This is a genomic window from Mesorhizobium sp. M0621, from assembly GCF_040320745.1.
Lineage (GTDB): Bacteria > Pseudomonadota > Alphaproteobacteria > Rhizobiales > Rhizobiaceae > Mesorhizobium.
The window spans coordinates 48,892-62,005 of sequence record NZ_JAMYQF010000020.1 but is presented as its reverse complement, the minus strand read 5'-3'; the positions used below and the strand labels follow the sequence as shown (position 1 = coordinate 62,005).

Genomic DNA, 13,114 nt, shown 5'->3' with positions numbered 1-13,114 from the left:
AGCCCATTTGAACGATGGATACCTTCAAGTCTCTCCAACCGGTTTCAGCACTGAACGCAAGGACCTCGGCCATGGCTGATCAACCGGACTATGCCGCCACCGTTCAGCAGGTTGCCGTGGCGGTCGAAGCCAGCAGCCTGAGCGATCAGGTGGCGACGATCAGGCGAGCGCTGGCGGAATCGCCGGTTCGCAAGTGGTTGCTCTGGACATCGGTTGGCATCATGGCCGTGATCATCGCAACGTCGATCGGCCAGGTTTTGCTCAACCGCTGGAATCAGCCTTTCTACGATGCGCTCGCGCGCCGCGACATGGCGGCCTTCCTGCACCAGCTTCTCGTCTTTGCGGCAATAGCCGGTGGACTTCTGGTGCTCAACATCGGCCAGACCTGGCTCAACCAGATGATCAGGCTCAAGCTGCGCCAGGCGCTGACGCTGGACCTGATCGACCAGTGGATGAGGCCGGCGCGTGCCTTCCGGCTGGCCAATGCCGGCGCCATCGGCGTCAATCCCGACCAGCGCATGCAGCAGGATGCCGCGCATCTTTCCGACCTTTCGACGGATCTCGGCGTCGGCCTACTGCAGTCATGCATCCTGCTCGTGTCCTTCGTCGGCGTGCTGTGGGAGCTGTCCTCGGGCTTCGTCTTCCATATCGGTGGGACCTCTCTGGCCATACCGGGCTACATGGTCTGGGCGGCCATCCTCTATGCCGGTACCGCCTCCTGGCTGAGCTGGCTGGTCGGACGCCCGCTCATCAGCCTCAACAGCGACCGCTACACGCGCGAAGCCGAGCTGCGCTCCTCGATGGTGCGGGTCAACGAGAATGTCGATGCCATTGCGTTGTACCATGGCGAGCCCGACGCCAGGCGACGGCTTGAACTCGACCTCGGCACCGTGCTGGGCGCCATGCGGCGCATCTACAGCGCCCAGATCAACCTGGCCTGGGTGACCGACACCTATGGCTGGATCACCGTCGTGGCACCCATCCTGGTCGCCTCGCCGGTCTATTTCTCAGGCGATATCAGCTTTGGCGGGCTGATGATGGCTGTCGGCGCCTTCAACCAGGTCCATTCGTCGCTGCGCTGGTTCATCAACAACATCGGCAGCATCGCCGATTGGCGCGCAACGCTCATGCGCGTCGCCGACTTCCGCATCGCGCTTAATGAAACCGATGTGCTGCACGACACGGAAAAGCGCATCGCCTTCGGCGAAAACCCCAATGGCAGCCTGACTTTCGAGAAGCTCGAAGTGGCTTCGCCGGAGGGCTGCACCAGGCTCGCCGACCAGCATGTCGAAATCCGCCCCGGCGAGCGCGTTATGATCACCGGCGACCGGGGTGCCGGCAAGACGCTGTTCTTCCGCGCCATTGCCGGCCTGTGGCCATGGGGAAGCGGACGGATCAGCCTGCCGGCGGGGGAACCCCCACTATTCGTGCCGCGCGTCCCTTATTTCCCGGTCGGTACGTTGCGCGAGGTGCTTGATCATCCAAATGGAGCTGCGCCGGCGAGCGATGCCGAGATTTCGGCGGTGCTCGCCGAGGTCGGTCTCGAACGGCTGTCGTCGTCGCTCGATCGCGCCGGGCGCTGGGACCACGAGTTGGGCGATGACGAACAGCACTCGCTGGCCTTCGCCAGGCTCGCCTTGCGGCAGCCTAAATGGGTGATCATCGATGAAGCGCTGGATGCGTTCGACGGCCCGTCGCTAAGACGCGTGCTGTCGATGATCGAGAAGCGTTTGCCGGGCGCCGCGATCCTCAACATCGGGCGCGGCCTGCACAACGATCACTTCTTTTCGCGCGCGTTGACGATCGTCAAGGATTCCGGTGCGCCGGCTCTGAAGCCCGCCCGCATCAGGGCCGGCGCGATCGAACCGCCGCCAGTCGCCGCTCGCCGATAGACATAGGCCGATGTCGGCTTACCGGTGCCAAGCTTTATTTTGCCGTGATCGCGAGTGAAGCTCCCGGGGAGAAACAGCCCTGGCGACGGCCATGCTTGATACTCTGCGCCTGCTTGTCTGTCTTGCCTGCGCCCAGGCCGCTCCCGCTGCCTCGCCGCCGGATGCGCTGGCCGTCGACGTCGAGCTTGTGCTGGCGGTCGACATCTCGCTGTCGATGGACGAGAAGGAGTTCGCCCTGCAGCGCGCCGGTTATGTCGAGGCGCTGCGGCATCCCGACTTCATCGAGGCTGTCCGCGCCGGCGCCAAGGGCCGCATCGCGCTCGCCTATTTCGAATGGGCCGGCACCGTGCGCGACGACGCGGTCATAGGCTGGCAGATCATCGACAGCGCCGAGAGCGCCAACAGCTTTGCCGACAAGGTTGCGGCCCGTCCGTTCCGCAGCTTCCGCGGCACGTCGATTTCCGGTGCGCTGGCCTTCGGCACCGAGCTTTTCGACCGCACTTCTTCCGAGGGCGAACGCAGCGTCATCGATATTTCCGGTGACGGTCCGAACAATATCGGGCCGCCGGTCACCGCGACGCGTGATGCGGCGACCGCAAAAGGCATCGTCGTCAATGGCCTGCCGATCCTGATCAGCCCATCGCCCACCTTCAGTCATCTCGACCAGTATTATGCGCAGTGCGTGACCGGAGGGCCCGGTTCCTTCGTGCTGCCGATCTATGCGGCCGCCGAATTTTCGACGGCCATCCGGCGCAAGCTGATCCTCGAAGTAAGCGGCATTCAGGACAAGGCGAGAATCATCCCCGTCGACACGGCCACGCCGATAGACTGTCTGCAAGGCGAGCGGGACAGGCGGTTCTTGTCCGATCCGTATTTCCCGGAACTCGACCGGTGAGCCGTGCCGGGACTTGTCGTGCATGTCGTTGTCCCAAGACCGCTGGACACTTTTGGACGACATGCAACTAGGCTGGTCGGGCGCCAAACTTGTCGCGGAACTCATTGTAGAGATCGCGGCGCCAGCGCCGGCCGTGGACATAGCCGTGCATCAGCTCCGGCAGCGAGTAGCCGAGCGCTTTCGACGAGCGATTGGCCATGTAGCCCTCAAATGCTTGAGGTATCCGGCCTCTGAGGATATCGGCGATAATCTGCCGCGAGATCATGTAGGGCGGAATGTGCGGGTAGGCGTCGGCAATATGCGGATGTTTGCCCATCAGGTTCGCATAGGCTTCGACATAGCCGTTACGGCAGCCCGAAATCGAGTTTTCCGAATTGTATTTTGTCCAGTCGATGTCCTCGGATAAACGCGCGCCATGGCGGCGCGCTAGCCGCAGCAGCAATTCCCGGTCCTGCATCCGGGTGATGTCGCTGTCATAGCCGCCAATGCCCAGCAAGGCCTCGCGCCGGGCGGTTATCGCGGAGCCGGCGATGAAGATCGTCTGCGCTACCAGCGTCCGTTCCAGCATCGTCGGGCTTACGAATGCATCGCGGTTGACGCAATTGGTGGCGCGGTTGCCCTTCAGGGAGACAAAAGAGCTGATCAGCACCTGAAGTGTGGGATTGTCATCGAAGCAGGCCAGGGTCCGTTCAAGCCGGTGCGGCAGGTAGACGTCGTCCGAATCGAGGAACGTCACCACGGGCGCCCGCGCTCGCTCGATGCCGGCATTCCTGGCGGCGTTGGCGCCTCGCCATTTCGCGCCGACATAGATCAGCCGCGGATCTTGAATGCGGGCGAGCGCCGCCTCGGTTCCGTCGGTCGAGCCATCGTCAACGACAATATGCTCAAGCCTTGGCATGCTCTGGGAAAGCACGCTTCCCACGGCGCGCAACACTGATTCGCGCCGGTCGTGGGTCGGCGTTATGACCGTGATGAGGGGTGTCGGTTCGGTGATCCCGGCCATGTCGTGTCAGCTGTTTCCTGCGCAGGGTTGCGCGTCTATCCAGGACTTTTCGATTTTCAGAACGGTCGAATGGATCGGACTTTCCTTTCCGCTACACCTCATAGTCGATGTGAGGTTACAAAAACCAGCTGCCCGTGTCACTCACCGTGCCGGTCCTTGGCCCGCGCGAGATAACGAATTCCCGTTGTTAGCGCTCCAATTGCAACAGCACTGCCGGATTTGCGAATCACCACGGAAGCGACATGCGCGACCGATAGCATGTATTCCATTACCTCGGACGTAATCGCTTCGCGCGGCGTTGCGCAAGGGATCGCGATAAATCGCCTAGCTGTGCCCGACATAGTCAGGCACGGTCTCGATTTCGTCGCGAACCATGCCGGCAGCGAAACTGAACTGGCCCCAAAACGCCAAGCCATAAAATGCCTGACCGACAATCAGGGAAAATGGAATTTGCCAAAGCGGCATCCCTGCTTCTCGGGCGTGGCCAACGATACGTCGTGTTGTGCGCCACGACATGGTGAACCATCGGCTGAAAGACTTCGCCACCCGTTGCGTGCGGCTAGGCGCACTAAGCTCCACATATTTGCGGTCGGCATCGCGACCGGTTACCAGTGCACGCCAGTAAAAGAATTTCCAGCCACGTGGAGAGTAATGGCAAGCGCGTGCATTGACATTATAGATCTTGTGACCTTCAAGTTTTAGCTTGCGCATCAGCAATGTGCAGGAGACTTTGAACCCATTATGTTTTGGAAAAGGATTTTTCGTAATCCAGTCGCGCCGAAAAGCTATATTATTGGCGTTAATTGCTCTCTTTGAAGCAAATCTCCCGTCTCCATGTGCCATGGGAAAAAACCAAATCAAAGCAAATGTTCTAGAAAAGAAATCATCATGCAATAGGTAGGTATATCCGTTCACGCAAACAATTTCAGATTGTGCGAACGGCTCAAGTAAAGTCGATAGCCATCCTGGTTCAGCTACGGTATCTGAATCGGATAAGACAATTACGTCCCCATCGGCTTTCAAGATTCCATTGTTCTTCAGGTCGTAATATCGCCCTCCTGGGCAAGCGGCAAAGATGACATCGGCAACTCGTTCCAGTTGCGGCGCTTCCGCTGTGATGTCGCTACGAAGCGATTTTGCATCCGCCTCTGTTCCGCCGTGGGAGATGACAACCTTCGGTCTGGCTAAGCCGGCTGAGGAAACCGAAGTGATTTCACGCGCCAGCGCCTTCAGTCCAACGCCGACTTCGCCCCAATCTATGGATTTGGCGTTCTCCATTTCCAAGACGAGCGAGTATGTTGCGCGTTCCTCAGCCATCTCTGCACCGACCATTCATCAGCGTCTAGATGGCTATCGTCGCCGCAACCCAACGTAAAGACAACCCTATCGATCAAGCGACAGTAGATTCGCAAAGCGCTCCTTGTCACTTTTCGATCAGATCGGACGCCGGCCCAGGTTTCTAAGAGTGCCGAAAGCGCGATGATTGCTGAGGTTGAATTTTGAGGGGTCCGAGTATTGCGACAAGAAGCGCTCCCTCCACTCCCTATTGACGTTGTCTCGTTGGATTTCGAGACCTGAACTGGGGGCTGGTGCAGATTCAGCAGATTCAAATGTGAGTTGCGCGCCTACCAGACTCGCGACTTTCTCAAGGCTGGCCTGTGGATTTGCCAAGAGTTCCTCGTATGTCAAGGACAGGAAAGACAATCCGTTTTTTGCAAGCCAGATGTCCCACGACAGATTCTCCAGCACGATTTTTTCAAGGGCCTCCGCTATCGATGCGCCGTCATAGCGTGGTGAGTTCTGAACAGCCTCAGTAGAGCGAAACCGACCGGTCTGACGGGCGCGTGACCAAGAGATTGCCTGACCAAGGAGATCGCGGCGAGTCAAGCGCACGTAGTGCAGCCCTGGAAGGCTGGCTGGGAGATCCACAGTCTTGGCCACCTGCACAAACTGGCTTGCAAACAGTTTGGCAGCGTAAATTCCAGAGGGAGACCGCCCATCTTTCAATGCACGCAAAACCTGGGCACGGGGATCGCGAGGATAGTTCGGCATTGCGAGAACACGGCGGCCACCGAACCACTCGAGGGGGTTGCCAAGCTCGGCGGCTGCCATCAATCCGGCCAGATGATTGCTGCCGCTGCGCGGTGAGGTGCAGATGAGAATTCCGGCTTTCAACCCAGCCAGCATTTCCGGCGGGATTTCAACTGGCAGAGGGCGCCTACGAAAAAGATGCATGGCGATCAAAACTACCGCTTCAGCAAGAACACCGCCTGCTGGCCGAAGAAATTCCAGAACCACCACGGCATCGACAGGCCGATCTTCTGGCCATTGGCATCGAGTGCGGTTGCTTTTTCCACGGTCGCGCCGAGTTCGTCGCACAGATTGACGAAGTCGCGGATGGTGCAGAAATGGATATTGGGCGTGTCGTACCAGGAATAGGGCAGGTCCTTGGTCACCGGCATGCGGCCCTGGATGAACAGCGACAGGCGCACCCGCCAGTGGCCGAAATTGGGGAAGGACACGATCGCACGGTTGCCGATCCTGAGCAGTTCGTCGAGCACCAGCTTCGGGTTGCGGGTGGCCTGCAGGGTCTGCGACAGGACGACGAAGTCAAAGCCCTTGTCGGGATAGAATTCGAGGTCCTTGTCGGCATCGCCCTGGATGACCGAGAGACCGCGCGCCACGCATTCGTTGACACCACGTTGCGACAGTTCCAGGCCACGGCCGTCGACTTGCTTGGTGTCCTGCAGCAGTTCGAGCAGCGAGCCATCGCCCGAACCGACGTCGAGCACGCGCGACTGCGGCGGGATCAGGTTGGCGACGACCTCGAGGTCGACGCGCTGGTTGCGGTTGACACTCATGGCTTTGCCTCCTGCCTGGCGCATGATCCTGGACAGCCAAGTCTGCAACTTTTCGGGGTCATGCGTTGAGCCCTCTGGCCCGGGCCGCCGAGCCGATGAAGCCGTTGATGGCGGCAAACAGTTCCGGCTCGTCGAGCAGGAAGGCATCGTGACCGCGGTCGGTCTCGATCTCGACGAAGGACACCGATGCGCCGGCCGCGTTGAGCGCATGCACGATCGAACGGCTCTCCTCGGTCGGAAACAGCCAATCCGACGTGAAGGACACCAGGCAGAAGCGGGTTTTGGTGCCGGCAAAAGCGTCGGCCAACCGGCCGCCATGGTCGGCGGCGAGATCGAAATAGTCCATCGACCGCGTCATGTAGAGATAGGAATTGGCGTCGAAGCGATCGACGAAGGTCATGCCCTGGTGGCGCAGGTAGCTCTCGATCTGGAAGTCGGCGTCGAAGCCGAAGGTCAGCGCTTCGCGATCCTGCAGATTGCGGCCGAATTTCCGGTGCAGGGCGGCCTCCGACAGATAGGTGATGTGGGCGGCCATGCGCGCCACCGCCAAGCCCTTTTCCGGGCGTTTGCCGTGCTCGAAATATTTGCCGCCATGCCAGTCCGGATCGGCCATGACAGCTTGCCGGCCGACCTCGTGGAAGGCGATGTTTTGCGAGGAATGGCGCGCGCCGGTGGCGATAGGCAGCGCCGAGAAGACGCGCTCCGGATAGCTCGACGCCCATTCCAGCACCTGCATGCCGCCCATCGAGCCGCCGAGCACGCAGAACAGTTTTTCGATGCCGAAATGGTCGATCAGCATCTGCTGCGCGCGCACCATGTCGCGGATGGTGATGATCGGCAGGTCGAGCCCATAGGGCTTGCCGGTGGCGGGATTGGTCGAGGCTGGGCCGGTGGATCCCAGGCAACCGCCGATGACGTTGGAGCAGATGACGAAGAAGCGGCTGGTGTCGATGATCTTGCCGGGGCCGATCAACACCTCCCACCAGCCCGGCTTGCCGGTAACCGGATTGGTGCTGGCGACGTGCTGGTCGCCAGTCAGCGCGTGGCAGACGAGGATGGCATTGGAACGGGCGTCGTTCAGCGTGCCATAGGTTTGGTAGGCGATCTGGAACGGCGACAGCAGCGTGCCGGCGTCGAGCTTGAGCGGCTTGTCAGGTCCAAAACGCAAAACCGGGCTCGACGGTTGGTCGGCCTCGTTGTTGGCTTTGCGAGCACGCAGAGCGGCCATTGCATCCATCTCACACCTTGATCCCTGCACCGTGCTTTTCGAAAATCGATGCCGATGCGGTGTCCGGCCGGCGCGGGCAATAAAAAACCGGCATTGCAGTCGCAAAGCCGGTTACAGGATGCAAACGGCCCTTTAGCAAGTTGTTTAACGTGGCTGCAAGCCGACCGGCCAAATCACCACGGGAGTTCGTACTCCTTCTAGGGCTGCGGCAGGCCGGCGTCAACGGCCAGCCTTGATCCGGCGGCTGTCACCTCTCGACATTGCGACCTACGGCTTGTATTTCCGCTGCGGCTTCCCTGAGGAAGCGTTTTCGACGGATTTTGTGACATGAACCAGACACCGGACAAGGCACGTCCAACCCCGCGCGCGGGCATCATGGACATCGACGCCTATGTGCCGGGCAAGAGCACGGCGCCTGCCGGCGTTGCCAAGGTCTACAAGCTGTCATCGAACGAGAACCCGCTCGGTCCCTCGCCAAAGGCGATCGAAGCCGCGCGTGAGATTGCCTGCAAGCTCGATATCTATCCCGACGGGACCGCCAGGCGGCTGCGCGAAGCGATCGCCGAAGTGCATGGCCTCAACCCGGCCAACATCATCTGCTCCAACGGTTCCGACGAGATCCTCGGCCTGCTGGCGCAGACTTATCTGGCGCCCGGCGACGAGGCCGTCATCACCGAACACGCCTTCATGGTCTACAAGATCTATATCCAGTCGGCGGGTGCCGTTCCGGTGACGATCAAGGAAACAGACGAGCGCGCCGACATCGACGCCATCCTGGCCGCCGTCACGCCGCGCACGAAAATCGTTTTCCTCGCCAATCCCAACAACCCGACCGGCACCTATGTGCCGTTCCAGGAGGTGCGCCGGCTGCATGCAGGTCTGCCCAGGCACGTGCTTCTGGTGCTCGACGCGGCCTATGCCGAATATGTCCGCCGCAACGACTATGAAGCCGGCATCGAACTGGTCGGCAGCGCAGAGAACGTGGTGATGACCCGCACCTTCTCCAAGATCGGCCTTGGCGGTGCGCGGATCGGCTGGATGTACGCGCCGATGCACATCGTCGACGCGATCAACCGCGTGCGTGGCCCCTTCAACGTCAATGCAACGGCGATCGAGGCCGGCATTGCGGCGATCCGCGACCGCGCCCATGTCGAGCGCAGCGTCGCACATAACGAGACCTGGCTGACCTGGCTGACCGAGGAGTTCACAAAGCTTGGGCTGCGGGTGACACCGAGCGTCGGCAATTTCATCCTCATTCATTTTCCTGACGATCAGAAACATTCTGCGGCAGCGGCGGACGACTACCTGACGGCGCGCGGCTATATCCTGCGGCGCGTTTCCGGCTACGGCTTCCCCAACGCGCTGCGCATGACCGTCGGCACCGAAGAGGCCAATCGCGGCGTTGTCGCTGCTCTCACGACATTCCTGAAAAGCTAGAACACCATGACATTACCGATGTTTGAAAAGATCGCGCTGGTCGGCATCGGCCTGATCGGCTCGTCGCTGGCCCGGGTCATCCGCCGCGAGGGCCTCGCCCGCCATGTCGCCATCTCGACCCGCAGCGCCGCGACACTGGCGCGGGCGGAAGAACTTGGACTCGGCGATAGCTACACCACCGATGCGAAAGAGGCGGTCCGCGATGCCGATCTGATCATCGTCTCGGTGCCGGTCGGCTCGTCCGGTGCCGTGGCCGAGGAAATCGCACCGGCGCTGAAGCCGGGCGCGATCCTCACCGATGTCGGCTCGACCAAGGCATCGGTCATCGCACAGATGCAGCCTTTTGTGCCGGCCGGCGTTCATTTCATTCCCGGCCATCCGCTGGCCGGCACGGAAAAATCCGGCCCCGATGCCGGTTTCGCCGATCTGTTCGACAATCGCTGGTGCATCTTCACGCCGGTGCCCGATACCGACCCGGACGCGCTGGAGCGGCTGTCGGAATTCTGGCGGCGTTGCGGCGCCAACATCGACACGATGGACCCCCAGCATCACGACATGACGCTGGCCATCGTCTCGCATTTGCCGCACATCATCGCCTATAACATCGTCGGCACCGCCGATGACCTGCAGTCGGTGACCAAGTCCGAGGTGATCAAATATTCGGCTTCCGGCTTCCGCGACTTCACCCGCCTTGCCGCGTCCGACCCGACCATGTGGCGGGATGTGTGCCTGCACAACAAGGATGCCATCCTCGAAATGCTGGCGCGATTCTCGGAAGATCTGGCGTCACTGCAACGCGCGATCCGCTGGGGAGACGGCGAAAAACTCTTCGACCTGTTCACCCGCACCCGTGCTGTGCGCCGCTCGATCATCGAGGCCGGCCAGGACATCGACGTGCCGGATTTTGGCCGCCAGGCGGTCGAGCACCCTAAAGGGAGCTGATATTCAGGTGAGGCCGGCCTGCAAATGGCCGACACCTGCGCTTCCGGTGGTCACGTACTTCAAGTACGCTCCGCTCCGGTTCTCGGTATCAGCCATTTTCGACTCGGCCTGACCTGAATCTCAGCTCCTTAGCTTTGTTGGGATGTCGGCCAGGTCGCGGCAACCATGGCCAGCGTCTCGGCCCTGTCCGGCGCGCCCAGCCTGCCGCCGAAGCGCAGGCATTTGAGCGCGGCGGCCGCACTGGCAAAGCGCAGCGCCTGTTCTACCGGCATGGCTTCGGCCAGCCCGACGGCGAAGGCGCCATGAAAGACATCGCCGGCGGCGAGCGTATCCACCGCCTTGATCCTCGGCGCCGCGACGTGGCGCACACGGCCTGCGGAACGGTCGTGCCACCAACTCCCCGCCGCGCCGCCAGTCACTGCGACAAAGGCGTCGGTGCGGCTGGCGAGATCGGCGCAAGCCTTTTCCGGGTCTAGCGCCTGGCCGCAGACAATGCGCGCCGCCGGCTCCGAAGCGACGATGTACGTGGCGAGCGGCAACAGCTGTTCCAGGACCTCCAGCGGCGCGGTGTCGGCATCGAGGATCGCCGGCCGGCCGATGGCGCGCGCTGCGTTGAGGGCAAGTGCTGCCGCGCCCGGCCAGCGGACATCGACCAGTACGGCGTCGAATGCGGAGAGGTCGGCGACCGGCAAGGCTTCGGGATCGGCCTGCGCAAGCCTGTCATAGAACGGCACGATGATGCGCTCGCCATGCGCATCGACCAGGATCGAGGCCAGTGCCGAGCGGGCGCCTCTGACGCGGCGCACAAGCGTGCAATCGACGCCTTCTGCCTCGATGCCAGCGATGAGCTGGTCGGCGACGGCATCGTCGCCCGCGCTCGCCCACAGCGACACCTCAGCGCCCAGGCGGTGCGCGGCGCAGGCAGCACTGGTGGCCATGCCCGAGGCGATCTGGACGCCGTCGGAGGCGATGAACTTGCCCTGATGCAGTGGCAGTGTCTCGACACGCAGGATGGTGTCGAGCGTCAGCGCGCCGACGCTCAGAAGTTTTGCCGGTCTGTTCATACAGGGATGCTTAATCGAGCGGCTTGATCTTGCCCAGCGGGATGAAGCCGAGCGAGGCCTTGCCCTTGACCACCTTGAGCGGCATCGACGGTTCGTTGCCGAGCATCGCCAGGGCAGAAAAACCCTGCTCGATCTGGCTTTTCTGCTCGGGTATGGCGGTGCCGAGGATGGCCGCCACCGCTTTCGGGTCCTTCAGCCTGATCATCAGATCGGCGTTGACCAGGCCCTCGGCATCGACCGACAGCGGTCCTGAAACGGTAATGCGCGCCGTGCCCGACGACAGGTCGAGGTTGCGGATTTCGATCGCTTGGCCGCGCAGGCTCTTCACTTGCGTGCCGATGAGCGCGACGCCGTTCCTCAGCGTGACGTCGCCGCTGGCGTCGAGCGCCGGCAGCACGCGCCCGCCGATCGCATCGGGATCGATCTCGAGATCGCCAAAACTGCCGACATAATCGATATCCCCACCGTTCGGCTGCAACTGACCGGCGGCCTTGCCGGCGCTGAACAATTGCACCGGATCGGCATCGTCGGCCGGATCGGTCTGGCCGGACAGACCCTCCGCCTCCAGAGCAATCCGCTGCGGTAACGGCCACCACAATTTGACGTTGGCTTGCAGATTGTCCCAGTCGATCCAGAGCGGCACCATGTCCGGAACGGAGGTCCTGAGCGGGCCGCGCAGATTGGCAACCGGCGACAGAGGCTGGATGATCTGAGCAGCTGCGTTGAATTTGCCGACCGAGGCGGCGATGTTCCTGGCATCGTCCTCGTAAGCCAAATTGTCGCAGGAGACGGTAAAGCTCAGGGGATAGCCGCTGACCTGGAGGTTGGCGCAGCCGGCCTCGACGCCAGTCTTGTTCAGCGTGGCAACCGCCTTGTCGGCCTCGCTCCTGACCCGGCCGGCCAGGTAGAACCAGCCGCCGCTGTAGATGGCAAACAGCACCACGACGAACGCCGCAAGCCAGAACAGGCGGCGACGGTTACTCGGCTGGCGTTCGTCACTTGACGTCATGCTTTGGCTCTCGTTAACGCATGGGTGTTGCGGACGGACAGTCGATTCCGCCAACAATAGGTAGACAGAGACGAATACGTAGACGGGACAGGCGGAAAAAACACCGGTCCCGGTGCGGTGTTGGCATTTTTTGCAATCAGGCGCGGCGATATGGGCGATTTTTGGGTGTTTGGCTATGGGTCGCTGATCTGGCGGCCGGGTTTCGCGCATGTCGAGACGCAGCGCGCCCGCTTGCATGGGTACCGCCGTTCGCTCTGTGTCTATTCCTTCGTGCATCGCGGCACGCGGGAGCGGCCGGGGCTGGTGCTCGGCCTCGACCGCGGCGGCTCCTGCATCGGCCTGGCGTTCCGCGTTCCCGGAGACTTGCGCGACGAGGTCATCACCTATCTGCGCGAGCGCGAATTGGTCACCAACGTCTATCTCGAGCGCTTGCTCAAGATTCGCCTCGACGGGGGCCGGACGGTCGAGGCGGTTGCCTACATCGTCGACCGCCAGCACGAGCAATATGCCGGCGCGCTCGACGCGGCGGAGGCGGCGGCCGTGGTGCGCGGCGCGGTCGGCCAGTCAGGCATCAACGAGGATTATGTGCTCAGCACGCTGGAGCATCTCGAGGCGCTGGGCATTCGTGACCATTGGCTGGAGGATGTCGCCAGGCGGGTCGCGCCTTTGTGAAGCTGGCTCTGCGGAAAAAGGCGGCCAGGCCTTTGACCTCGATCAGTCGAGACCTAGGTTAGGTTCCGAACCTCAGCCCGCGGGCGCCATTCGTCCGCCCAATCATCCCGG

12 protein-coding genes and 1 riboswitch are annotated in these 13,114 nt (G+C 61.9%); of the genes, 5 read left to right on the top strand and 7 right to left on the bottom strand.

Features of this window, described 5'->3' with window-relative positions:
• Positions 1-71: 71 nt before the first annotated feature.
• Positions 72-1,892, top strand: a complete 1,821-nt coding sequence (locus NKI38_RS16195; RefSeq protein ID WP_352659167.1) for an ABC transporter ATP-binding protein/permease — start codon at positions 72-74, stop codon at positions 1,890-1,892.
• Between the two features lie 91 nt (positions 1,893-1,983).
• Positions 1,984-2,787 carry a DUF1194 domain-containing protein gene (locus NKI38_RS16190; RefSeq protein ID WP_352659165.1) on the top strand — a complete coding sequence of 268 codons (804 nt, stop codon included), beginning with the start codon at positions 1,984-1,986 and terminating at the stop codon, positions 2,785-2,787.
• 67 nt (positions 2,788-2,854) lie between these two features.
• On the opposite strand, the gene NKI38_RS16185 is transcribed toward NKI38_RS16190, so the two are convergent.
• The 5 genes from NKI38_RS16185 to metX form a co-directional block, all read right to left on the bottom strand.
• Positions 2,855-3,790: a glycosyltransferase family 2 protein gene (locus NKI38_RS16185; protein ID WP_352659163.1), complete on the bottom strand. Its 936-nt coding sequence runs from the start codon at positions 3,788-3,790 to the stop codon at positions 2,855-2,857.
• A gap of 324 nt (positions 3,791-4,114) precedes the next feature.
• On the bottom strand, positions 4,115-5,107 hold the full coding sequence (locus tag NKI38_RS16180) for a glycosyltransferase (RefSeq protein ID WP_352659161.1): 993 nt from the start codon (positions 5,105-5,107) through the stop codon (positions 4,115-4,117).
• Positions 5,108-5,224: 117 nt separating this feature from the next.
• The gene (locus NKI38_RS16175; protein WP_352659159.1) at positions 5,225-6,088 is read right to left on the bottom strand and encodes a Stf0 family sulfotransferase; all 864 of its coding nucleotides are present in this window, start codon (positions 6,086-6,088) and stop codon (positions 5,225-5,227) included.
• Entirely contained in the window at positions 6,037-6,651 is a 615-nt protein-coding gene (gene metW, locus NKI38_RS16170; protein ID WP_352659157.1) for a methionine biosynthesis protein MetW, read from the bottom strand. Before metW ends, NKI38_RS16175 begins: the two co-directional genes overlap by 52 nt.
• A gap of 58 nt (positions 6,652-6,709) precedes the next feature.
• Positions 6,710-7,879: a homoserine O-acetyltransferase MetX gene (gene metX / locus NKI38_RS16165; protein WP_352659155.1), complete on the bottom strand. Its 1,170-nt coding sequence runs from the start codon at positions 7,877-7,879 to the stop codon at positions 6,710-6,712.
• Between the two features lie 112 nt (positions 7,880-7,991).
• A riboswitch (SAM riboswitch) is annotated at positions 7,992-8,069 on the bottom strand.
• A 137-nt stretch (positions 8,070-8,206) separates the two neighbouring features.
• Here metX and hisC point away from each other — a divergent pair.
• Positions 8,207-9,316, top strand: coding sequence for a histidinol-phosphate transaminase (gene hisC / locus NKI38_RS16160; protein ID WP_352659153.1), 1,110 nt, complete (start codon positions 8,207-8,209; stop codon positions 9,314-9,316).
• A 6-nt stretch (positions 9,317-9,322) separates the two neighbouring features.
• Positions 9,323-10,258 carry a prephenate/arogenate dehydrogenase family protein gene (locus NKI38_RS16155; RefSeq protein WP_352659151.1) on the top strand — a complete coding sequence of 312 codons (936 nt, stop codon included), beginning with the start codon at positions 9,323-9,325 and terminating at the stop codon, positions 10,256-10,258.
• 128 nt (positions 10,259-10,386) lie between these two features.
• Here the strand turns inward: NKI38_RS16155 and NKI38_RS16150 are convergent, their stop codons facing one another.
• A complete protein-coding gene (locus NKI38_RS16150; protein ID WP_352659149.1) occupies positions 10,387-11,322 on the bottom strand; it encodes a sugar kinase in 936 nt (311 codons plus the stop codon).
• A 10-nt stretch (positions 11,323-11,332) separates the two neighbouring features.
• Positions 11,333-12,331, bottom strand: a complete 999-nt coding sequence (locus tag NKI38_RS16145; RefSeq protein WP_352659147.1) for a DUF2125 domain-containing protein — start codon at positions 12,329-12,331, stop codon at positions 11,333-11,335.
• A 150-nt stretch (positions 12,332-12,481) separates the two neighbouring features.
• Between NKI38_RS16145 and NKI38_RS16140 the strand changes: the two genes are divergently transcribed.
• Positions 12,482-13,003 carry a gamma-glutamylcyclotransferase gene (locus NKI38_RS16140; RefSeq protein WP_352659145.1) on the top strand — a complete coding sequence of 174 codons (522 nt, stop codon included), beginning with the start codon at positions 12,482-12,484 and terminating at the stop codon, positions 13,001-13,003.
• Positions 13,004-13,114 lie beyond the last annotated feature (111 nt).

Coding starts and splice junctions, on each gene's coding strand:
- metX (WP_352659155.1), bottom strand. CDS start 7,879: ATGGCCGCTCTGCGTGCTCGCAAAGCCAACAACGAGGCCGACCAACCG.
- NKI38_RS16190 (WP_352659165.1), top strand. CDS start 1,984: ATGCTTGATACTCTGCGCCTGCTTGTCTGTCTTGCCTGCGCCCAGGCC.
- metW (WP_352659157.1), bottom strand. CDS start 6,651: ATGAGTGTCAACCGCAACCAGCGCGTCGACCTCGAGGTCGTCGCCAAC.
- NKI38_RS16185 (WP_352659163.1), bottom strand. CDS start 3,790: ATGGCCGGGATCACCGAACCGACACCCCTCATCACGGTCATAACGCCG.
- NKI38_RS16155 (WP_352659151.1), top strand. CDS start 9,323: ATGACATTACCGATGTTTGAAAAGATCGCGCTGGTCGGCATCGGCCTG.
- NKI38_RS16180 (WP_352659161.1), bottom strand. CDS start 5,107: ATGGCTGAGGAACGCGCAACATACTCGCTCGTCTTGGAAATGGAGAAC.
- NKI38_RS16150 (WP_352659149.1), bottom strand. CDS start 11,322: ATGAACAGACCGGCAAAACTTCTGAGCGTCGGCGCGCTGACGCTCGAC.
- NKI38_RS16140 (WP_352659145.1), top strand. CDS start 12,482: ATGGGCGATTTTTGGGTGTTTGGCTATGGGTCGCTGATCTGGCGGCCG.
- NKI38_RS16145 (WP_352659147.1), bottom strand. CDS start 12,331: ATGACGTCAAGTGACGAACGCCAGCCGAGTAACCGTCGCCGCCTGTTC.
- NKI38_RS16195 (WP_352659167.1), top strand. CDS start 72: ATGGCTGATCAACCGGACTATGCCGCCACCGTTCAGCAGGTTGCCGTG.
- hisC (WP_352659153.1), top strand. CDS start 8,207: ATGAACCAGACACCGGACAAGGCACGTCCAACCCCGCGCGCGGGCATC.